The organism is Xanthomarina gelatinilytica, from assembly GCF_000348685.1.
Classification (GTDB): domain Bacteria; phylum Bacteroidota; class Bacteroidia; order Flavobacteriales; family Flavobacteriaceae; genus Xanthomarina; species Xanthomarina gelatinilytica.
The window spans coordinates 741,282-763,497 of record NZ_ANLA01000004.1; the positions used below are offsets into that span (position 1 = coordinate 741,282).

The following is a 22,216-nucleotide window of genomic DNA, read 5'->3' on the forward strand; positions in this document are numbered from 1 at the left end:
TTTCTTTTCAAAAATTGGTTTGTAAACAACTGAAAATCAATAAAACTTAACAAATAATTAAGATTTGCTATTTTATGGAATCAGTCTTTTTGGACTTGTTTATAGACTCATTGAACAAATCTTTTACAGATTTAGGTTTGGTGTTGTTGGTGGAGTCTTTTGGTTTGCTACTGTTTCCTTTAATAATATCGTCCAACACGTTCTTAATGGGGTTGGAGGTTGGCTTGGTATTGTTGGTGGAGTCTTTTGGCGTGTTAGTGTTTGTTGATGGGTTGTTAACACCACCTAACAATTCCAGTATTTGATCTTTCCCTTTGTTTATTAGCTTTTGTTTTTCAATTTCAATAAGTTGTTTGGTAAGATTGGCAACACCACTCGTTAAATCGGTTTTTACATTTGGGCTGTTGAAGGTTCCAGTAATATTTGCTGTTACAGGAATGGATAAGTTGTTAACTGCTTCATCGTCAATTTTTCCAATAAGCCTGTTAATGTCACTCCCTAAATATTTGGCTGGTACTTGAAAAACAGCTTTATAATCCATGGTGTTTGTAAAGCTATGCGATCCATTAATGGTAATATTTATATCCTGATATTTAATGTTAAAGGGCTTGATGTTTACCATGCCATTTTCAAAAGTCAAGTTGGTTTTTAGGTCTTTTAAATCCAGTTTACTGAAATCCACAAAACTCAAGGCATTGTTTAGTGCACTTACAAGGGCTTCGTTTTTAGGTTTGATTTCAGTAGTCTGTACTTCAGCAAAAGCATTTCCATTTATGCTATTTAAATCCGGAGTGAAATCACTGCCTAAATTTCCGGAAAGTGCAATGGTACTGTTTAACTTTCCTTGAAGTGCACTTGCAATTGGCGCCAAACTTTGAAGCAGTTCCAAATCGTTGAAAGATTGGGAAATATCAAATTGGTTCATGTCCAGGTTCATCATAAAGGTTGGTGTAGTAGTTGCTGTGTCCACATAACCATCCAGCAGGAGCTTTCCTTTAAAAATATCTGAACTCATGTTTCGTAATACAGCTTTTTCGTCTTTTACGTACAGATTACCTTTTACGTTGGACAAAGTTAAATTGTCATAATACACTGTTTTGGCGTCTGCATTTATTTTGCAATCCAAAAAGGCTGGAATTTTAAAGGTTTCGGTAGTTTTTGATGTTTGTTCTTCGTTGTTTTTAGTGTTTGAAGCTGTTTCTTTCATAAAATCGCTTAAGTAAAACGCGTTGGAATTTACTTGAAACTCACCTCCCAGTTTTTTGTCACTAAATACAAAACCCAGTAAATTATTAATGGTTCCATTGGCAGTTATGTCGCTTTTTCCAGTAGAAGCATCAAACTTATTCAGTTTAATGGTTCCAGGGTTGAAAACAATGGCAGCTTCTGAAATTACAATTGGGTTAACCAAGTCTTCCGAAGCATATTTGAAACCTCTGATATTTAGGTTTCCATTACTTTTTATACGCTGGTATGCATTGTTTTCTATGGCATCCATATCAAAACTTGCAGCTAGCTTGGCAGTTAGTATTCCGGTTAAATCTGTATCTAAATCTATAGGATAGGCTTTGCTCAGGTTTGCTAAGTTTAAAACACCATCCACATTGGCATCAACAGTCATATTGGTGGTAAGGTTTTTAATGACTGCCGAAGATTTAAAGACATCTTGATCAATTTTAAAATTCAAGGTTTGTAAATCCACATATGTATCGTCTGCATTTCCTGTAGTGTTTATTACCGAAGCGTTTATTGAAATGTCTTCCACGCGTTTTGGTAAATCGGGATATTTAAAACCTGCGTTATTTGAAACCATGTTAATGTCCAGGCTTGGAATGGTTTCTTCTGTCATCGTCCCTTTTATAATTCCTTTAATTTTAAAGTTCCCTCTGGTTTCCACTTGATCCAGGTTTTTGGAATAGGTTTTTGGGATAACTGCTAAGAAATCCTTAAAGTCCGAACCAGGATTTTCAAAACTAATGTCTATTTCCTGGCCTTCTTCCAGCAACTGCACATACCCTTGAAATTCCAATGGCAGTTGATTGATATAGGCTTTGTTTTCTTTAAAGGTATATTTATTATTGGGTAAATCCAAGCCAATTAAGGCATCCAACTTTATGTCGTTATTGCTTAAATATTCAGTGCTGTCTATTTTTAAACCCACTCTAGCACTGGTTTTTGTGTCTAATTGGGATACCTCTCCAGAAAACGTTCCTTTTCCGGAATGGTTCAATTCTGTAATATAAAATGCCATATTGGAACTTTCATCCAAATAGGTTAGTGCACTATTGTCTATGGCATAATCTTTTACGTCCAAGGTAAATCCTTTAGAGGAATCCTGAGCAGTTTCCGGTTGGTCTTCAGTATCCTTGAAAATATCGAAATTGGTTTCGCCTCTTTTGTTTGTTTTTAGCGTAATAAGAGCCTCATCCAAATAAATTTCGTTAACAACAATTGGGCCTTCATTGGCTTTTTTAAACAGTTCTTTAATGGACATGTCTAAGGAAATGGATTTTGCAGATGCCAAAGTCTCGTCTTTAAAAGGTTCGAAATTGGTTATCAACAAATCGGAAACACTCACCTGGGCTTGAGGAAAACTTCTTATAAAGCTAAGGTTCACATCGCTAAATTCTACATGCGCATTTAAGTTTTCGTTGATGGTTCGTTTTACTATCTCTTTAATTTTGGATTGAAAAACAAATGGGACGGCAATTAATAAGAGCAATATAGTCAATAAAGTAATTCCAATGATTTTGAATACTTTTTTCATGTATAGTGATTTTATGGTTATTGTAAGTATATACGTATAAAGTAGTACGAAAGTTGCTTAAAAACAAAAGTTTAATAAAACTTTAATAGTGTAACAAATCTAATAATTGGTTTGCTTTTAAGTTGACGGTTTTAAAATAGAGATTGTCTCGAAAAAGAAAAGATGTAACCAGCATGGTATTGAGACAGTTGAAAACGACTGGAATTTTTAATATGTAATTTTTTCAGGTTCCTTTTAAATTGTGAATAAATAGGTTTGGTAAATATAAACTATTAAAATTTCTTTTAGTTAATTTGTTTTTTCAATGGATACACGACGTAAAATTTACATTTCTTTAGGCAGTAACAAAGGCGACAGGTTAAAAAACCTGCAAGATGCCATTAATCTTATTTTTGAAAGAATTGGAAAAATAAACATCATTTCCAAGGTTTATAATTCGCCCGCTTTTGGTTTTGAAGGAAGCGATTTTTTGAATTGCTGTGTGATTTTGGAAACAGACATAGCTCCAGATGAGATCATGCTGGCCTTGCTAGAGATAGAAACGTCCATGGGAAGGGTAAGGGAGGCAAATGCAGGATACGAGTCCAGAACCATAGATTTGGACATCTTGTTTGTGGACGAAGACGTACTGGAAACCAAACTCCTGAAAGTGCCACACCCAGAATTGCACAAGCGTAAATTTGTTTTAAAACCCTTATTGGAAATTGCTCCCAAACTAACGCATCCAACCTTGCACAAAAATGTGGCCGATTTACTGGAGACATGCGAAGATACAAGTGTTTTGGAACCCATTAATATTTGGTTAAAAAACCCAAGCAAGCAATTTCAGTTTTCAAACTATAATTACATAGCTATTGAAGGAAATATTGGCGCAGGAAAAACCAGTTTGGCAACCATGATCTCCAAGGATTTTAATGCCAAATTAATATTGGAACGTTTTGCTGAAAATCCGTTTTTGCCAAAATTCTACGAAGATGCCAAACGCTATGCCTTTACTCTGGAAATGTCTTTTTTAGCAGACAGATATCAACAAATCAGTGACGATTTATCGCAATTGGATTTGTTTAAGGATTTTATCATTAGCGATTACGATATTTTTAAATCCTTGATTTTCTCTAAAATCACCTTGCCGGAAGATGAATTTAAACTTTACAGAAAACTCTTCTACTTAATGTACAAGGATATTGCCAAACCAGAACTGTATGTGTATCTATATCAAAATACGGCTCGTTTGCAAGAAAACATTAAAAAGCGTGGTAGGGAATACGAACTGAATATTGAAAACGAATATTTAGATAAGATTAACTCTGGCTATTTGGAATTTTTAAAGAACCAATCGGAATTACACGTGAAAATCATTGATATTTCCGAAAGGGATTTTGTTGATAACCGAAAAGATTATCTTTGGATTTTGAATGAAATATGCAAAACCGATGATGCCAGATAGCATAAAGACTGTCAACGACAGATTGGTTGTTGGAATGAAGGCCAACATGAGTTTTAAAACCATGCAACAGGAAACAGGGAACTTGGCCAGACAGTTTATGCCCAGACGCAATGAAATTTCGTCCCGAATTGGTACACATGTGTTTTCCATACAGGATTTTGGCGATTTTTTATTGAAAAACATCACAGCACTAACTGAATTTGAAAAATGGGTTGGTGTGGAAGTTTCAAATTTCGATCATGTTCCTGAAGGAATGGAAACTCTTGTTTTAAAGGCAGGAACCTACGCTGTGTTTACTTATAAAGGAGCTATGCAGGATGTTTCAAAGTTTAAACAGTCTATTTTTAAGGACTGGTTGCCAAATTCAAATTACCAATTGGATGCAAGAGCCCATTTTGAAATATTACCCGAAAATTATAGTAAGGATTTGCATGCAACTGAAGAAGATTTTTGGATTCCAATAAAATAATAAAGTTAATGTAAACAGAACAAGGTTGTTACAATTCGTCCTTTATTAGCTTCCAATACATGTTCATCCATTATTTTTTCATCTTTAATTTTTAAATGAAAAGGAGGTGCTGTTAAAACAACACCACTGTTTTTTTTAAGCCTGATACCTTGACCGGAAATAATATCTTTGTTTGGTGTAAATGTGCCCAAAGGGAGGTGTTCGGTTAAGATAATGTATTTATAACGGTTTAGTTGTTTAACTATTTCTTTAATTTCAGCATTGGAAACATGTTGAAGCACTTGTCTTAAAATAAGGCAATCGGCTTGTGGCAAAGCGTCTTTAGAGATGTCCAAACATTGAAACTCCAGATTGTTATGTTTGTACCTTTTTTTGTTTCGTTCAATAAGCGCATCCACAATATCTATGGCAATGTATTTTTTGGTTAGTGAAACCAACTGGTTTCCTATGTTAAAATCGCCACAGCCTAAATCACAAACAACTAAATTGTGGTTGTGTGATGTTAAAAAAGACCTGACAGCTTGTAAATAAGGGTTTGTAATTTTTGGGTCGTGCGACCCTGTTCCAGAGTAAAAATCAAATGTGCTTCCTCCCCAAAGTTTCATGTCGTAGATTTGAGTCATGACAGCTTTTGTAGGCCAAGGTTTTTTTAATTTTTTTGTCACTTGTTTTAGATTGCCTGAAGTTTAGAAAATAAATCCCATACTACCACGCCACAGCTCACAGAAATATTTAATGAATGTTTGGTTCCAAATTGCGGGATTTCTAAAACCACATCGCTGGCAGAGACCACATCTTGGGCCACGCCTTTTACTTCATTCCCAAAAACCAAGGCGTAACGTGTGTTTTTTTTAGGGGTAAATTGATCAAGCATCATGGCGTTTTCGGCTTGTTCCACAGCTATTACATTTATGTTTTCAGCTTTTAGTTTATGGATAAGTGTTAATGTGTCTTCTACATATTCCCATGCAACGGTTTCGGTGCTTCCCAAAGCTGTTTTGTGGATGTCTTTATGTGGAGGTGTTGCAGTAATGCCACAGAGGTAAATTTTTTCTATTAAAAAAGCATCACTAGTTCTAAAAACAGAACCAATATTATTCAAGCTTCTTATATTATCCAGTATAATGATTAATGGTGTTTTTTTTACCTCCTTAAAATCTTCCACACTCAATCTGTCTAACTCGCTGTTTTTTAGTTTTCGCATTTTAAAAATTGTGAATAATTGTAAATAACTTCTATGGTTTGGCCTTTACAAAACATGAAATTATGGTTACATTAGCAACCTTACATAAAAAGCAAAAGTAACACATATAAATCATTTATCCATTGGTGGATTTCCGGCTTTATGGAAATGAAAAAACAAGATGACAAAAAAGACTAAAAAAATAACCCCTTTAATGAAACAATACAATGCCATTAAGGTAAAGTATCCAGATGCCTTGTTGTTGTTTCGTGTTGGAGATTTTTACGAAACTTTTGGTGAGGATGCCATAAAAACGGCTAAAATTTTAGATATTATTTTAACCAAAAGAGGTGCCGGAAGCGAGAGCGAAACCGAATTGGCTGGCTTTCCCCATCATTCTTTAAACACCTATTTACCCAAACTTGTAAAAGCCGGAGAGCGTGTTGCTATTTGTGATCAGTTGGAAGACCCAAAACAAACCAAAACCATTGTAAAACGAGGTGTAACCGAATTGGTGACTCCAGGAGTGGCTTTTAATGATGAGGTTTTAACATCGAAATCCAATAATTTTTTATGTTCTGTTTACTTCGGAAAAACCCATATTGGAATTTCATTTTTGGATATCACCACTGGAGAGTTTTTAACCTCTCAAGGGAACGAAGAATACATCGATAAGCTCCTTCAAAACTTTAAACCCAGTGAAGTGCTTGTGCCCAAACAAAAACGAAGTGAGTTTAAATCGGTCTTTGGTGATGATTTTCATACGTTTTATTTAGAAGATTGGGTATATCAAATAGATTATGCAAACGAAACCCTTGTCAAGCATTTCAATACAAAAACCTTAAAAGGCTTTGGAATTGAAGATTTGTATGAAGGCATCATTGCTTCTGGGTCTATCTTGCATTATTTGGCAGAAACACAGCATAACAAACTACAGCATATCACATCAATTGGCAGAATTGCCGAAGACGATTATGTGTGGATGGACAAGTTTACCATAAGAAACCTGGAACTTTATTATTCCACCAACAACAATGCTGTAACCTTATTGCATGTTATAGATAGAACCATTTCTCCCATGGGAGGACGTTTGCTAAAACGTTGGCTGGCCTTGCCTTTAAAGGATGTGAAGAAAATAAAACAGCGACATGAAGTGGTTGATTATTTAAGTAAAAACAAACAAATACTTCAAAAAATCCAAAACCACATCAAGCATATTGGCGATTTGGAACGCTTAATTTCTAAAGTAGCGACTGGTAAAGTAAATCCCAGAGAGGTCATTCAACTTAAAAACTCCTTAGAGGCTATTGTACCAATAAAGGCCATAGCTTCCAATTGTGACAATACTTCCTTAAAAGCGATAGGAGACACCTTGCAAAGTTGTGATGTTTTACGTGAAAAAATAAAAGAAACATTAAACGAAGATGCGCCTGTAAATGTATTGAAAGGCTTTACCATTGCTGAAGGATTTTCTAAAGAACTGGATGAATTACGAGGGTTGTCGCATTCTGGAAAAACCTATTTGGATACCATGTTGCAACGTGAAACGGAACGCACTGGAATTACCTCTTTAAAAATCGCATCAAACAATGTCTTTGGTTATTATATTGAAGTAAGAAACACCCATAAAGATAAAGTTCCAGCCGAGTGGATTAGAAAGCAAACCCTAGTAAATGCCGAACGTTACATTACAGAAGAACTCAAAGAATACGAAGCTAAGATTCTTGGAGCCGAAGAACGTATTCTTGCTATAGAGCAGCAGTTGTTTTCAGAACTTACTGTTTGGATGATGCAATATATAAAGGCCGTTCAGCAAAATGCAAACCTTATTGGGCAAATGGATTGTTTGTGTGGTTTTGCCCAATTGGCAATAGACAACAAGTATGTATATCCTACCATGGATAACTCAACAGATTTAGATATTAAAGACGGTAGACATCCAGTAATTGAAAAACAACTACCACCTAGTGAAGCGTATATAGCAAACGATGTGTTTTTAAATAGGGACACGCAGCAAATTATCATGATTACAGGTCCAAATATGTCTGGTAAATCGGCTATTTTACGTCAAACAGCATTAATAGTGCTATTGGCTCAAACGGGAAGTTTTGTTCCAGCCAAAGAAGCCAGAATTGGTGTGGTTGATAAAATTTTTACCAGAGTAGGAGCCAGTGATAATATTTCCATGGGAGAATCGACTTTTATGGTTGAAATGAATGAAACAGCCTCTATTTTAAATAACCTATCGGAACGAAGTCTTGTTTTGCTTGACGAAATAGGTAGGGGAACCAGTACCTACGATGGAATTTCTATCGCTTGGGCCATTAGCGAGTATTTACATGAGCATCCTGCAAAAGCCAAAACCTTGTTTGCAACCCATTATCACGAACTTAATGAAATGACCGAAACGTTTGAACGCATAAAAAACTATAATGTTTCAGTAAAAGAGTTGAAAGATAACGTTCTTTTTTTAAGAAAGTTGGTGGCTGGTGGCTCTGCACATAGTTTTGGGATACATGTAGCCAAGATGGCTGGCATGCCACAACAGGTGTTGCATCGAGCCAATAAAATATTAAAGAAATTGGAACAATCCCATTCCAGCGAAGAGCTAACAGAAAAAGTTAAAACATTGGATAACGAAATGCAGTTAAGCTTTTTCAACCTGGACGATCCTTTGCTGGAGAACATAAAAGAAGAGATTTTGCATATTGATATTGATACCCTAACGCCAGTGGGAGCACTTATGAAATTGAACGAAATAAAACGCATGTTGGTTAAGAAAAAGATGGCTTAAAAATAAATTGCATTATTTTTTAAAAAAGGCTTTGCAGTTCCTAGAAATATTTTAAATTTGCATCCGCAATCGAGAGATTGTAGGCCTGCCAAAAAACAGGCAAGTTCATAAAAAACTGCGAAAGTAGCTCAGGGGTAGAGCATCACCTTGCCAAGGTGAGGGTCGCGGGTTCAAATCCCGTCTTTCGCTCTAGACACTGTTAGAAAATATAATGCTGAAGTGGTGGAATTGGTAGACACGTTGGACTTAAAATCCAATGAACATTAGTTCGTGCGGGTTCAAGTCCCGCCTTCAGTACAGATGAAAGCCGAAACGCAAGTTTCGGCTTTTCTGTTTTTAAGTTTATCCTTTTGTTTGTGTCATATTATCTGCCACTACAATAATATAATTTGCTATCTCTGCTTTTTCTTGCTTTGTTAGTTCTTCCCATTCAGATTGCATAACAGTTGTAACAGATTTTATATTTAAGCCAGGTTGTATTTTGTTGATCCACCATATAATGCCTTGATTGTAATTGGAGTGATAAGAGCCTTCAAAATGAAACAAAAAATCTCCAGGTTTAAAATTTTTAAGGGAAAAATGCGCCATGGTAGCATCTTTAGAGGCTTGGGCTATTTGGATATTCAGCATATTGGGAGGCACGTGTCCACCCATATTATCAGCCATTTCTGCATAGGCTTTTACGTTTGGGTCAAAATAGGTTTCTAAATCTGGACTTATCATGGCAAGTGCTTCAGGGCTTAATTCTTGTAAAGCGTCCATGCCTTTTTTACTTAACATGGAAGCATAGCGTCTTGGGATGTTTGTTGCAATAAACCTAAGTTTTTTGTCTTTGGCAAATTCAAGTAAAGGTTTGTAATCTGTTTTGTAATTGCTCCATAATTGCGTGATTTCAGGAAGCATTTTGTCTTCGGCATAAAATCCATTTAAATATTCGTTTAATACCAATTGGTTTCCATTCTCAAACATTTCGGCACCAAAATAGAGTTTGTCTCCTTTTATTTCAAAGAAACTTTTGCTCATCTCCAATTGCATCCAATGTGAAATAGGGTTGTTATGGTATTCTCCAAAAAAAACCATGTCACTCTCTGCCAGGTCTTTAATCATTTTATCATAATCTGCTGGTTTGCCATTGTTTTTAAACAATAAATAAGCCGGTTTGCTTTGGGCAGACATTAAAGTTATAAAAATTAAGCATGTGAATATTGTTAATACAGGTTGTTTCATGTAGGGTTATTTTCTTTTGGATCTTTTTTTAGGTTTTTCAATATTTTTCACAAAAATCAATTTGTGTTTGCTTTTTGGGGTTTCCCTTCTTTCAATTTCAAAATTATCAGTGGAGTTGATCAAGGGAGTTAATTTTTCAAAGCCATAGTTTCTGGAATCGAAATTTGGCTGTTTTTTCTGTAGTAAACTACCAACATCTCCAAGAAATGCCCAGCCTTCCTCATCAGACAAATCATCTATGGTTGTAGAGATCAATTTTATGACTTGTGGTGTAATTTTGTCGATGCTGTCCTTGTCTTTTTCTTTGGTAGTGGTATCGTCTTTCTTTTCAGATTGTTTTCTTAATATTTCAACATAAATAAATTTGTCGCAAGCCACAATAAAAGGGGTTGGGGTCTTTTTTTCACCAATGCCAATCACCTGCATGCCTGCTTCCCTTAATCTGGTGGCCAATCTTGTAAAATCGCTATCGCTGGAAACCAAACAAAAACCATTTACTTTATTGGAGTAAAGTATGTCCATAGCGTCAATGATCATGGCAGAATCTGTGGCATTTTTGCCTGAAGTATACGCGTATTGCTGTATGGGTGTAATGGCATTTTGTAATAAAAGATCTTTCCATTTAGAAAGATGAGGTTTGGTCCAATCACCATAAATTCGTTTAATGGTTGGATTGCCGTATTTTGCAATCTCTTCCATCATTTCTTTTACATGATCCGAAGGAATATTGTCTCCATCTATAAGGACAGCTAAATTTAAATTCATGATGTATGTTTTGTTGTTTTCAAAGTTTTACAAGATATTGAATTATCCAGAAGAAAAGGTTTTTTTTTGAATATAAAAATGATGGAAGACATGTCTTGTTAACACCTGTTAAACCAATTAAGTATTTGTGTTTTTGGTTATTTCAAATGTTTTTAAGGCTTCTATGGTAGCGTTATAACCAATATCGAAAATGTGTTTTAAATTCTTTTTGTCGAAGGTCCCAAACTTGTCTAAACCTTTAGGGCAAACAACTAAATCGCATGTCTTGAATTTCATGTAATCTTCCCTAACAGATTTTAATTTGAATGCTCTCTCTGCAACATGATGGGAATGTTTCAGTTCTTTGATATCTATGGTTTCAAAACCATTCACGTAAATACCAATGATGATGTCACACTGTTTTTTTAAGAGCTCTACGGGAAAATTATTTAAGGTGCCTCCATCCACATAATAGGAATCATTGATTTTAACGGGTGAAAACACACCTGGAAATGCAGCAGAAGCTAATATGGGTTTAATAAGTTCCCCTTCTTTAAAAACCATCAAATCGCCATTTAAAATATTAGTAGCAGTTATTTGAAGGTCTTTTTTTAAAATGCTAAAATCATCTTCAGAAAAATAGGTTTTGAAATTGTTGTAAAATTTATCAGCATCTAAAATCCCAGGTTTACGAATGGCATATTTTGTAATGTCCAAAATGGAAATAGACTTAAAAAACCTTAAAATATCGTCCCAATTATATCCAGAAGCATACAAAGCGCCTACTATGGCTCCTGCACTGGTTCCAGCGATATGGGTTGGGTAAATGCCATGTTCTTCAAGGGCTTTAATAGCTCCAATATGTGCAGCACCTCTCATGCCTCCACCAGATAAAACCAATCCTATTTTCATGTTTCATAATTTAATTTGATTCAAAAATACATTTATTCCGAAACTCTTAAAATGACAGCAATCATTTTAATTTAAAGGAACTTAAGCTATCTTTGAAAGGCTTATAAAACAATCTATGCAAAAAACAACGCACCTTTTTAAATCTTTTTTTATTGAAGTTGGCGAGCTCTCGTATTTTGCTGGTCGGTTTTTTAGGGAAGTATTTTCCAGGCCATTTGAGTTTAAAGAACTTTTAAGGCAATGTTACAGTGTTGGCAATAGGTCTATTTTATTGGTTGGAGTTACCGGCTTTATCATTGGGTTGGTTTTAACGCTTCAAACCAGGCCAACTTTAGAGGAATTTGGCGCTGTTTCTTGGATGCCTTCCATGGTTAGCATCTCTATTATTAGAGAGATTGGGCCTGTAATTATTGCTTTGACTTTTGCAGGAAGGATTGCCTCTGGAATTGGGGCAGAATTGGGCTCCATGAAAGTGACTGAACAAATAGATGCCATGGAGGTTTCTGGAACCAATCCGTTTAAATTTTTAGTGGTAACCAGAATCCTTGCAACCACTTTAATGTTGCCAATTTTGGTTGTTTTTGGCGATGCCATTGCACTTTACGGATCTTATATTATAGAGAACTTAAAAGGGGACGTTTCTTTTGTTTTGTACTTTAACAAGGTGTTCAATGCCTTGGAATTTAGCGATATCATTCCTGCTACCATTAAAACGTTTTTCTTTGGTTTTGCCATAGGACTTGTAGGTTGTTTTAAGGGCTATAATTGTGAAAAAGGTACTGTTGGAGTAGGTTTGGCAGCAAATTCGGCTGTGGTGTTTTCTTCCATGTTGCTGTTTGTGCTGGATTTTATTGCAGTTTTTGTAACCGATATATTTTTTGAGATTTAAAAGATGAACCAAAAGCAACATATACATGAAGTTGAAGGATTAAGCACTAAAACTCGAATGCTTGAAATTAAGGATTTGAGAAAGTCTTTTGGAAACAATCATGTATTGAACGGATTTAATCTGGAACTTTTTGAAGGTGAGAATCTTGTGATTATGGGGAAATCTGGTTCAGGGAAATCGGTTATGATAAAATGTCTTGTAGGCTTAATGCAACCCGATTCGGGAAGTATTAGGGTTATGGGTAAGGATATAACCAAACTAAACAGAGTGGAATTGGACGATATTCGTACAGAAATCGGTTTTCTGTTCCAAGGAAATGCCCTTTACGATTCTATGACTGTTAGAGAGAACCTGGAATTCCCATTAAGAAGGCACAAGCAAAAATTTGGGGACATAAAAGACACCACACCATTGGTTACAGAAGCCTTGGAGAGTGTGGGATTGGCACATACCATGGATTTAATGCCTTCTGAGCTTTCTGGAGGGATGCAAAAACGGATCGCCTTGGCAAGAGCTCTCATTTTAAAACCCAGAATCATTTTGTACGACGAACCAACCAGTGGTTTGGATCCAATAACGTCTAAAGAAATTATTGAGCTTATGAGGCGTGTGCAAAAGCAATATAAAACCTCTTCTTTAATAATCACGCACGATGTGGATTGTGCCAGGGTTGTTAGCGAACGCATGATTTTACTGGTAGATGGCACAAATTATGCCGAAGGCACTTTTGCCGAATTGGCTTCGTCTAAAGACGAACAAGTAAAAGCGTTTTTTAAATGATTTAAAAAGAGCTCTTTCCCTGTCTGCAAATAGGTAGGTTTTAGGGAGTGAATAAAAATATAGACATGAAAAAAACAAGTAAAGAAACATTTAACCTAGGCCTTTTTGTCATTATAGGCATGGCTATTTTTATTGCTGCCATTTATTTTATTGGGGAACAAAAAAACATGTTCGATAAAACGTTTACCATTAGCGCCAATTTTAACAATGTGAATGGTTTAATGCAAGGAAACAACGTGCGTTATTCTGGAATTAATGTAGGAACGGTTAAAAATATTAATATGATAAACGATTCTACCATTAATGTGGAGCTGGTTATTAATGAAAAGATGGTCAAGCACATAAAAAAAGATGCCATAGCCACTATTGGTTCTGATGGTTTGGTGGGAAACATGATTGTGAACATAATTCCAGGAGAAGGTTCGGCTCAACCCATTTCACAAGGCGATATTATTGAATCCTATACTAAAATAGGTACTGGAGAAATGCTGAACACCTTAAATACCACCAATGAAAATGCTGCTTTATTAACCTCTAAATTATTGGATATTGTTAACAGCATCAACAAAGGTAAGGGAACTTTGGGCATGTTGATTAAAGATACCCTTGTAGCTGGAGATGTTAAATTAACCTTGGAAAATTTAAAACACGCCAGTTTGGAAGCCAACAACACCATGTTGGGTTTAAATGCGTTAATACATAAAATTGATATGGATAATAGTGTAGCTGGTGTTTTACTGAACGACACAACCGAAGCCAATAAGGTAAGGCATATTATTTCCAATTTGGAGACATCAAGTTTGGAAATTAAAAAGGTTATTACCAATTTAAATGAAACCATCACCAATATTAAAGAAGGGGAAGGTGCCATAAATTATTTGTCCAACGATCCTGAATTTGCAAAACAAATAGAAGAGTCGCTAAAAAACATTAATGAAGGCACCAAAAAGTTTGATGAAAACATGGAGGCTTTAAAGCATAATTTCTTGTTTCGTGGGTATTTTAAAAAGTTAGAGAAGGAAGAGAAAAGGGCTGAAAAAAAATAGAATCAGGGTTATGGTCTATTAAAAAACCAGTTCTCAAATGCAAAAGAATTATTCAGTTTTTTTGTTGACAACACCATTTACATCTATTATCTCCAGATTTAACCAATTAAAATCACCTTCTTCTAATTTCCAGCTTACATTGCTTTTGTTTGGGATTTTAACACCATCAAAGGTTTTATGGGAAGTCATGTTTATACGCCAAGTTTCCAATTTGGAGTTGGTTTTGCCTCCATAGTAACGTTTTGCTTCAAAAGAGGTAATATCGCCTTCTGTGGAGAATTTAAAAATACCTGATACACTTATATCCTTAATTGTTAATGTTGCTTTTGCTGAATTTTCACTTATGCTTTCCCAAACAATATAGTTGTTTATAGCTGCTGAAGGAAACCAGCATATTTCAGCCAAAAAACGTATCATGGCTCCAGAATTTATTTGCTTGTTGTTGCTTTCATTTACAACTGGAATTAAGTTGGCCAATTTAATAAGCATGTTACCTTGTCCTTGGTACAGTTTATCTCTACCACGCATCCAAATAAAAGGCATGGCTTCCACTTTGGTCTCCCAAACAAAACCAGGTATTTGTACATTAAATGTTTGTGTAGCTGTAAATGGCATCCATTTGCTATTGGGTTTTGTTCGCATTTCCCCTATTTGTTTAAGTTGAATGGTTTGTCTTTTTTCTTGCCCAATAACCCTTGAGTTTATCAGCCATTTTTTAACTGCTTCTGGTAAATGTAAGATGTCTTTTTCAGAAATAAATGAAGGATTTTTAGTTTGAGCATCTTTCAAGATTTCTTTGGTTTCTCTTTCAACCATCTTGTCAAATTGAAATTGGCCATAAGCAGACAAGCTAACGATTAGAATAAGAATATTGGCTAGAGTGCCAAATTTGGCATCTTTCCAAAACATTAAAATAAGTATCTGAGATAATATTAACGCTATAAAAGCAAACACAAACCAAAACCTATAGTTCTTTATATAAGTGGCTGTAGTTATAGAAAACAATAGGAATGTAAGGAACCACAATGTTCCAATAGGTTTTGAAATGTTTTGTGATAGTGTGTTTATTTCTGCTAAATGAAAGGCTTTTGCAAAGCCTAAAAGATGTAAGGCTGCATGAACAAGTAGGATGAAGCTAAATAGATACTTCATCTTAAAAACATGTTATTGGTCCTCATAAAAATCAATCTTGTTGTGAAGCCTTTTAATTTCGTTTTGTAAGGATTCTACTTTACCCAATAAATTTGAAATAGCGTGAATGCCTTCCAGATTAATATCCATTTCAAAATGAAACCTAATTAGTTTTTCAATATTTCTTATTTGTGTAACACTAATGCACTGAGTGTTTTCTGTAGTGATAATTTCAATCAACTCATAATCATATAACGAACTGATAAAGGTTTCAGGAACTTGATAATGCGCACAAAACTCTTGTATTGGTATTAAATTGTCTCTGTCCATAATCATCTTAATTTTGATAATTCGATAAATAATTCTTTCTCTTTTTCGGTGAGGTTGGTAGGGGTTTTTATGTTGTAGGTAATGTATAAGTCGCCAAACTGTCCTTCTTTTTTGTAAACAGGAAAACCTTTACCTTTAAGCTTTACCTGTGTACCGTTTTGGGTTTCTGGTTTTACCTTTAGTTTTACTTTCCCATCAAAAGTATCAACCATCACGTCTCCTCCTAAAAGGGCTTTGTAGAGATCCAAAGAAACGGTTGTGTACAGGTTTTCCTTATCGCGTTTAAAGTTGGTGTTGTTTACAATATTGAATTTAATGTACAAATCGCCATTGGGACCATTGTTGACACCTTTGCCACCATGACCTTTTATTTTTATTACTTGCCCATTTTCAACTCCAGCAGGAATAGTAATCCTGATGTTTTTATTGTTTACTGTGAGAGTGCGTTTATGCGTAGTAAAAACATCTTTTAAATCCAGTTGCAATTCGGCATTGAAATCTTGACCTCGGAACATGGTTCTACTATGTTGTCTGGAACCACCACCAAACATGGATTCGAAAAAATCTGAAAAATCACTTTCTTCAAAATTGCCATGGTATTGTTGTTGCCTACTGCCTTGGTATTGTTGCTGTTGTTGTTTGGCTTTTTCAAATTCTTCGGCATGTTTCCAGTCTTTTCCGTATTCGTCGTATTTTTTTCGGTTTTCTGGATGGCTTAAAACTTCATGAGCTTCATTAACTTCCTTAAACTTTCTTTCAGCTTCCTTATCATTTGGGTTTAAATCCGGATGATATAGTCTGGCTAATTTTCTATAGGCTTTTTTGATGTCTTTTTCTGAAGCATTTTTTGGAACGCCTAATATTTTGTAATAATCTATATACGACATTCTAATTGAATTTTTAAATTTTAATAATATCTGTTGGTGTTTCCACTAAAATGGACAGGTTGCCACGCAAAGCAATGGGTTGTTTCATGATGTCTGGGTTTTGCTGGATCATTTTTATCCAATCGGTTTCAGATAACTCATGAGGCTCAAACTTTTGTGAATATGAAGGATGCTCTTGGTTTACAAGGTCCTTTATTTCCATGTTGAGTTTGGCTGCCAATTCCAATAATTGTGTTCCTGTAAGCTTGTTTTTTAAGATGTCTATTTCTAATATAGGCAAGCCTTCAGCTTTGGCATAGGCCAAGGTTTGTTTGGCCCTGGAGGACTTGGAGCTGTAATACAAGGTTATTTGTCTGTTTGAAGTGGCTATTTCTCCCATTGAAATTAATGTTTAATGAATTCGTTTCTTTCCTGTAATGTCTTCAATTTTTATTATAAATACAAATGGTGTTTCATCTTTATAGATTTTACTGGAAAAATCGCTGATAAAATTGACTGTTTGATGCTCTTTTTCCGTAATCACATGCTTGACACCTAAAGAAAATTCGTGTAGGTAGGCTTTGGCTTCGTTGCCAAAAAACAACTGGAAGGTGCCATGTGCCAAAACAGATTTCCAGTTGTTCACTGAAGCTATTTCTGCAACTTGTAGCGAAACCTGATTGTTCTTTCTCATGGATTGGATTTTATGGCCTTCTCCAGAATAGCAAATAATCTGGTTTTCCTTGGCATCAAAATAATAGGTTATAGGAACCACAAAAGGTTTGTTCTGGAATATATAACCTAAGTGGCCTATGTAATTGTTTTCAAGAATGAAATGACATTCTTTGGTTTCTAGGGTTGTTATCATATTTACGTAGTTATTGTGGTTTTTAGCTAAAACATACAACTAACTTACAGATTTTTGTTGTAAATGGCTATGACATAAATCAGTTTGAAATTTTTAACTGAAAGGTTTGTTTGGTTTAATGCTGTGTTTATAAGAGTAACAAGCAGTTAAAAACTGTTTAAAATGATAAAACCAACTATTCCTGCAATGAAGATCAAGCCATAACCTATCAAAATATATTTTTTTAGTTGTTTGCTTCCAAACCATAAAGTAAGGCCAATTTTTACAATGGTGTTTGTAAGGGTTGCCAATAGAATAGCGTTTTGCGCTGTAAGAAACTCTACGGTATTTCCTCCCAATTTAGACATGGAGATGGTTATGGCATCAATATCCGTTAGTGCGCTAATGGCACTGGAAATATATATTCCTTTGTCGCCATAGTTATTGCTGGCATAACTTACCAATATTAAAATAGCTGTATAAATCAATCCAAAAAACACAGCATCTCTTATATTTAAAGGCTCTCCCAAAGGGATTTCTTCAGACTCAAGTTGATTAACATTGTGTTTTTTATAAAAGTAAAAAGTGACACCAATAGCTGTTAAAATCATGATAAAGATTGGTGTTAATAAGCCATTGATCATTGTGGGATTGAAAATAAACACCCAGATTAAAACCCTTCCAATCATTATTGTTGCAGCAGCAAAAATGGCAATGGCAAAACTGCTGGACAATTTAGGCTGTTCCTTGCTTCTTTTTGAAAAAATCCATGATACCACAGTACTGGAAACCATACCACCAAAAATTCCTGTTAAGAGCAAGCCTCTTTTGGAGTCCAGGAATTTCATTAAAATATAGCCTATAAAACCAATGCCTGAAGTTAAAACAATAATCCAGCCTATTTCACTTGGGTTAATTACATTATAGGGGCCAAAATTAGTGTTTGGCAGAAAGGGTAAAATGAGCAAGGCAATTATTACAAAACGAATAAACGCATATAATTCTGTTTGTGTAATTTGGCCAACAATGGACTTGAATTTTATTTTTAATGAAAGTAAAACCACTATAACTACCGTTAAAGCCAAGCTTAATTCAATGTGCCCAAGAAAAGTTAAGCCACCAAGCAAATAGGTAAAAACAGTTGTAAACTCTGTGGTACTGCCTATATCTCCTTTGTTGGAGCTTACCCAATATGAGATTGCCACAATTACAATAACACTTAAAAAACCAATGCTAAAGAACCATGGATTAATTAAGTAGTTTAACAAAGCACTGGAAAAACCTAAAAGTGAAACAATGGAAAGCGTTCTTAAGCCTGCAAAAATTTCATCTTTATCAGCGTTGGAAAATTCTCTTTCCAAACCTAAAACCAACCCAATACCTAAAGCAACTAAAACCCTTTTTATGAAATCCAATTGTGATAATTCAAAATGATCGGTTTGAATGAGAAGTAAATCTTCCATGAATTTTTTAGTGTAAAATTTAAAGATGTCTTTTAAGTTTCAGATACACAAAATAGAACCAATTTAATTAACATGAGACTGTAACAGTGGTTTGAGTCTAACTATAATTTTATTTGAAAATAAGCGTATATCATCAATTTTAGATTCTCCAGTAATAGCATCTACATTGTCCATTTTATTGGTTCCGTTACCTGAAGTTGTAAATACCACGGTTTTATTTAAGTTGGTTGTCTGATGTTGTATAAAATCTGTTATTTCAACTGGAGGGCCCCAACCTTCCCACGTATGTATTAATAAGGTCGCATTGTATGTGGAAGATTTTATTTTAGATAATTGGGAAATATCTATCACTTGAATGAATATAGAATCTTCTTTGAAATAGTCTATCACTTGATTTGTAAGTGTATTTTTAAATTCACTGCCTTGTGTGGCAATTAAGAGTTTTGTTGGATAATTAGAATCATTTATACTAAAGGATTTGGCTTTGTCCATAGAGAAATTGTACTTATACCAAGCAAAGAAGATGGCACATACTCCAAGAATGCTTAAAATTAAAATGACAATTGTTTTTTTTCTAGACATGATTTTCTGTGTTATATCAAGTGCTAACTTAGTATATTTAAGTTTTTTAGACTATGACATAAATCAGTTTAGCCATGTTATGCTTTTTTTAGTTCCATGAGTGTTATTTCTGGTCTCATACCCAATCTGCCAGGAAAACCAAGCCAGCCCAAGCCTCTATTTACATATAAAAATTGGTTGTTTTGTTCATACAAACCTGCCCAATGTTTGTACTTGTATTTTATAGGGCTCCATTCTTTATTTTTTAACTTAAAAGCTGCTTGCATGCCATGTGTATGTCCAGAAAGGGTTAAAGCTATGTTGGTGTGCTCTATCACTTCTTCTGGCCAATGGGACGGATCGTGGGAGAGGAGGATTTTAAAAGGAATCTGCTCTGTGCCTTCTAAGGCTTTTTGCAAATTGCCATATTGTTTAAAAGGTGGATTTCCCCAATTTTCCACACCAACTATGGCTATATTTTGGTTTTCTTTTTCAATGATTTCGGTTTCATTTAATAATAATTTAAAATCATTTTCTTTGTAAAACGTTTTAATGGCATTGAAATTTTCTTTTTTGGCTTCTTCGGAATCCCATTTGCTATAATCGCCATAATCGTGGTTTCCTAAAACAGCATATTTGTCAATTTTTGGAGAGAAATGCCTAAAAGCTTTTCGCCAGCCACGCAACTCCCAAGCATAATTGTTTACCAAATCTCCAGTAAAAAACAATAAGTCTGGTTCCAGTTGATTGATTTTTCTTATGGCTCTTTCCAAAATATGAAACTTGTGGTTGTAACTGCCTAAATGTAAATCGGAAATCTGTACCACTTTTAAGCCATGAAAAGCAGGTGGTAAATGTTTAAACTTTAAACTAACATGATGAACCTTAAAATGATACCTGGCTTTAAAAATGCCATACACTATTACAAAAAATGGCAAGAAACCAACAAACAAACCAATAAGAGGAATAACAATATGCGACTCATTTTCTGAAAACACATAATTGGTGAAGTAGAAAACAGCCATTACGATCACAAATATTATTTTGGGAATAAAAGAAGAAATGGTCAAACCATATAAAGAGGAAATAAGCAGTTGTTTTCTTCTAGGTTGTATGTCGTCCAGCCTTAGTTTTAAAGTGATTATGGCTGCTATAAGTCCTAGGGTAAAAAACCAAAACAGGATGTTGATGGTGTTTTTTAAAAATGTGGATGCTATAAGGGCAGTAATGGATTGTAGCCAATAAAACGCCAAAAAATCCACAACAAAAATGGCTAAGCACAATAGTATAATAGTAAATAGGGAATAACTTTTCATGTCATTAAATACTTTCTTTTTTTATTTAGTAACATCAACTTTAATTTCAGGGATTTTAACAAGTTCAATAGTGGTAGAGGCTAAGGTTACTTTACCGTTTGTACTTTCTATAGCTTTTCTTATACTATCGTTTAATTCGTGTTTTGTAATTCTACGTTTTTTGTAATTTACAATATACCTTAAGTTAAATTGAACCCAATTGTCTGTTAGGGTAATGGCCAACGTTGGTTCAACTTGTGCATCTTCAACATAGTATTTATTTACAATTTCTTTCCACTGTGCTTTGGAATTGGCAGTAAAATCCGATAAAGATTTTGAAGCAATCTCTATTACTATAGATTTCGCCAATTCAATATCCGAACCATATTTTATGGGCAAATTAAATTCATCCCAAATAAAAGGGAAGTCTTGTGAGTAATTGTAAATAGGTCCTTTAAAAACAAAGGCATTGCTTAGTTTTACTATCCTGCCACTATAATTGTCGCTCGATACCCATTGTCCAATTTCCATCATGGTGGTATAAATGCTATCTACATCTATAACATCTCCTTTAATGCCGTTTATTTCTATTCTGTCTCCAGGCTTGTAAACTTTAACAACAAAAATATAGATAGAGCCAGCTATACTTAAAATTAATTCTTGAAGTGTAAATGCAATACCTGCCGAGAACAACCCTATAGCTAAAGTAAAGTCTTTAATGTTTCCGGTGAAATAGGAAAAGGAAAGAATAACCAATAAAACGTACCCAATAAATTCAATTCCCTTTTGTGACTTATAACGAGCTGAAGAATTTGAGATGTTCTTTTTTAAAAAACGTCTTAATAACTGAATTATAAGCAACACAAAAACCACAATCATAGCATATTTAATAATGCTATAAAGGGTAGGGTTTTCTAAAATCCAGTTGTTTATGTGGTTCATTATGAATTATGTTTCTTTAATTCCATATCCAGTTTGGCCAAAAGAATGAGTTCCGATTTGTTTTTGCCAGAAAAACTGTTTGCAATTTCATGACCAGTCTTTATAATTAGCTTGTTGATCTTAGGGGTGAAAAAATGGCTTTGTTCTTTTTTATAAGCCACAAAGTCGTTAAACAACTTGTTGCTGTCCAAATTGTTCTGTTCATGTAACCAATCGAAAACAATTTCTATTTGGAAAGCTGCATCTGTATGAAAATTATCTTCAGAGTCATCCACCTCCAGCCATTTGCTTTTAACCAATTCTTTTAATTTGTTAAATTCTACAGGTTCCACCACACCATCTGTTGCTGCAATGGCATAGAAAAGTTTGCCAAGGATTTCGTAAAAACGAACGTTTAAATGTTTTTTGTTATCCATAATAAATATGTATTGATAATTTAAACAATTTAAAGATAGATAAATAGAAATGAAATGATATTCATCAGTAGTTGGTTTAACTAAAATCTAACATTTATTTAAGGGGA

The 22,216-nt window shown here is 34.6% G+C and carries 22 protein-coding genes and 2 tRNA genes; 8 read left to right on the forward strand and 16 right to left on the reverse strand.

The window, feature by feature from the left end:
* Window positions 1–67: 67 nt before the first annotated feature.
* On the reverse strand, window positions 68–2,767 hold the full coding sequence (locus tag D778_RS03945) for an AsmA-like C-terminal region-containing protein (protein ID WP_007647905.1): 2,700 nt from the start codon (window positions 2,765–2,767) through the stop codon (window positions 68–70).
* 304 nt (window positions 2,768–3,071) lie between these two features.
* On the opposite strand from D778_RS03945, the gene folK reads away from it, so the two are divergent.
* On the forward strand, window positions 3,072–4,214 hold the full coding sequence (gene folK, locus D778_RS03950) for a 2-amino-4-hydroxy-6-hydroxymethyldihydropteridine diphosphokinase (protein WP_007647906.1): 1,143 nt from the start codon (window positions 3,072–3,074) through the stop codon (window positions 4,212–4,214).
* Window positions 4,204–4,683, forward strand: coding sequence for a GyrI-like domain-containing protein (locus D778_RS03955; RefSeq protein WP_007647908.1), 480 nt, complete (start codon window positions 4,204–4,206; stop codon window positions 4,681–4,683). Before folK ends, D778_RS03955 begins: the two co-directional genes overlap by 11 nt.
* 5 nt (window positions 4,684–4,688) lie before the next feature.
* Here the strand turns inward: D778_RS03955 and D778_RS03960 are convergent, their stop codons facing one another.
* Both D778_RS03960 and D778_RS03965 read right to left on the reverse strand, forming a co-directional pair.
* Window positions 4,689–5,306 (reverse strand): class I SAM-dependent methyltransferase, encoded by a 618-nt coding sequence (locus D778_RS03960; protein ID WP_155949883.1) that lies wholly within the window; start codon window positions 5,304–5,306, stop codon window positions 4,689–4,691.
* A 47-nt stretch (window positions 5,307–5,353) separates the two neighbouring features.
* Entirely contained in the window at window positions 5,354–5,887 is a 534-nt protein-coding gene (locus D778_RS03965; RefSeq protein ID WP_007647912.1) for an RNA methyltransferase, read from the reverse strand.
* Window positions 5,888–6,047: 160 nt separating this feature from the next.
* Here D778_RS03965 and mutS point away from each other — a divergent pair, with 160 nt between their 5' ends.
* From mutS to D778_RS03980, 3 genes are all read left to right on the forward strand, one after another.
* The gene (mutS, locus tag D778_RS03970) at window positions 6,048–8,660 is read left to right on the forward strand and encodes a DNA mismatch repair protein MutS (RefSeq protein ID WP_007647914.1); all 2,613 of its coding nucleotides are present in this window, start codon (window positions 6,048–6,050) and stop codon (window positions 8,658–8,660) included.
* A gap of 117 nt (window positions 8,661–8,777) precedes the next feature.
* Window positions 8,778–8,849: transfer RNA gene (locus D778_RS03975), tRNA-Gly, on the forward strand.
* A gap of 24 nt (window positions 8,850–8,873) precedes the next feature.
* A tRNA-Leu gene (locus D778_RS03980) sits at window positions 8,874–8,957 on the forward strand.
* A 45-nt stretch (window positions 8,958–9,002) separates the two neighbouring features.
* Here D778_RS03980 and D778_RS03985 read toward each other — a convergent pair.
* From D778_RS03985 to D778_RS03995, 3 genes are all read right to left on the reverse strand, one after another.
* The gene (locus tag D778_RS03985; RefSeq protein ID WP_040491347.1) at window positions 9,003–9,887 is read right to left on the reverse strand and encodes a ChaN family lipoprotein; all 885 of its coding nucleotides are present in this window, start codon (window positions 9,885–9,887) and stop codon (window positions 9,003–9,005) included.
* A gap of 6 nt (window positions 9,888–9,893) precedes the next feature.
* Window positions 9,894–10,652: an NYN domain-containing protein gene (locus D778_RS03990; protein WP_007647917.1), complete on the reverse strand. Its 759-nt coding sequence runs from the start codon at window positions 10,650–10,652 to the stop codon at window positions 9,894–9,896.
* 117 nt (window positions 10,653–10,769) lie between these two features.
* Window positions 10,770–11,543 (reverse strand): patatin-like phospholipase family protein, encoded by a 774-nt coding sequence (locus D778_RS03995; protein ID WP_007647919.1) that lies wholly within the window; start codon window positions 11,541–11,543, stop codon window positions 10,770–10,772.
* Window positions 11,544–11,658: 115 nt separating this feature from the next.
* Here D778_RS03995 and D778_RS04000 point away from each other — a divergent pair, with 115 nt between their 5' ends.
* The 3 genes from D778_RS04000 to D778_RS04010 all read left to right on the forward strand — a co-directional run bounded on the left by D778_RS04000 (window position 11,659) and on the right by D778_RS04010 (window position 14,258).
* Complete coding sequence (locus tag D778_RS04000) at window positions 11,659–12,432, forward strand: MlaE family ABC transporter permease (RefSeq protein ID WP_007647921.1); 774 nt, start codon at window positions 11,659–11,661, stop codon at window positions 12,430–12,432.
* 3 nt (window positions 12,433–12,435) lie between these two features.
* Window positions 12,436–13,212: an ABC transporter ATP-binding protein gene (locus D778_RS04005; RefSeq protein ID WP_202898519.1), complete on the forward strand. Its 777-nt coding sequence runs from the start codon at window positions 12,436–12,438 to the stop codon at window positions 13,210–13,212.
* A gap of 65 nt (window positions 13,213–13,277) precedes the next feature.
* Window positions 13,278–14,258, forward strand: coding sequence for an MlaD family protein (locus D778_RS04010; RefSeq protein WP_007647924.1), 981 nt, complete (start codon window positions 13,278–13,280; stop codon window positions 14,256–14,258).
* 48 nt (window positions 14,259–14,306) lie between these two features.
* Here the strand turns inward: D778_RS04010 and D778_RS04015 are convergent, their stop codons facing one another.
* The 10 genes from D778_RS04015 to D778_RS04065 form a co-directional block, all read right to left on the reverse strand.
* The gene (locus tag D778_RS04015; RefSeq protein WP_007647925.1) at window positions 14,307–15,410 is read right to left on the reverse strand and encodes a DUF6920 family protein; all 1,104 of its coding nucleotides are present in this window, start codon (window positions 15,408–15,410) and stop codon (window positions 14,307–14,309) included.
* Between the two features lie 12 nt (window positions 15,411–15,422).
* On the reverse strand, window positions 15,423–15,719 hold the full coding sequence (locus D778_RS04020; protein ID WP_051052632.1) for a chaperone modulator CbpM: 297 nt from the start codon (window positions 15,717–15,719) through the stop codon (window positions 15,423–15,425).
* Window positions 15,720–15,721: 2 nt separating this feature from the next.
* Window positions 15,722–16,606: a DnaJ C-terminal domain-containing protein gene (locus tag D778_RS04025; RefSeq protein ID WP_007647927.1), complete on the reverse strand. Its 885-nt coding sequence runs from the start codon at window positions 16,604–16,606 to the stop codon at window positions 15,722–15,724.
* Window positions 16,607–16,619: 13 nt separating this feature from the next.
* Window positions 16,620–16,985 carry an arsenate reductase family protein gene (locus D778_RS04030; protein WP_007647928.1) on the reverse strand — a complete coding sequence of 122 codons (366 nt, stop codon included), beginning with the start codon at window positions 16,983–16,985 and terminating at the stop codon, window positions 16,620–16,622.
* Between the two features lie 12 nt (window positions 16,986–16,997).
* Window positions 16,998–17,453: a pyridoxamine 5'-phosphate oxidase family protein gene (locus D778_RS04035; RefSeq protein WP_007647929.1), complete on the reverse strand. Its 456-nt coding sequence runs from the start codon at window positions 17,451–17,453 to the stop codon at window positions 16,998–17,000.
* A 146-nt stretch (window positions 17,454–17,599) separates the two neighbouring features.
* The gene (locus D778_RS04040; protein WP_007647930.1) at window positions 17,600–18,895 is read right to left on the reverse strand and encodes an MgtC/SapB family protein; all 1,296 of its coding nucleotides are present in this window, start codon (window positions 18,893–18,895) and stop codon (window positions 17,600–17,602) included.
* Between the two features lie 63 nt (window positions 18,896–18,958).
* Window positions 18,959–19,477 (reverse strand): hypothetical protein, encoded by a 519-nt coding sequence (locus D778_RS04045; protein ID WP_007647932.1) that lies wholly within the window; start codon window positions 19,475–19,477, stop codon window positions 18,959–18,961.
* Window positions 19,478–19,554: 77 nt separating this feature from the next.
* The gene (locus tag D778_RS04055) at window positions 19,555–20,772 is read right to left on the reverse strand and encodes a metallophosphoesterase (protein ID WP_040491354.1); all 1,218 of its coding nucleotides are present in this window, start codon (window positions 20,770–20,772) and stop codon (window positions 19,555–19,557) included.
* A 21-nt stretch (window positions 20,773–20,793) separates the two neighbouring features.
* Window positions 20,794–21,693, reverse strand: a complete 900-nt coding sequence (locus D778_RS04060; protein WP_007647934.1) for a mechanosensitive ion channel family protein — start codon at window positions 21,691–21,693, stop codon at window positions 20,794–20,796.
* Window positions 21,693–22,109 carry a hypothetical protein gene (locus D778_RS04065; protein ID WP_007647935.1) on the reverse strand — a complete coding sequence of 139 codons (417 nt, stop codon included), beginning with the start codon at window positions 22,107–22,109 and terminating at the stop codon, window positions 21,693–21,695. Before D778_RS04065 ends, D778_RS04060 begins: the two co-directional genes overlap by 1 nt.
* Window positions 22,110–22,216 lie beyond the last annotated feature (107 nt).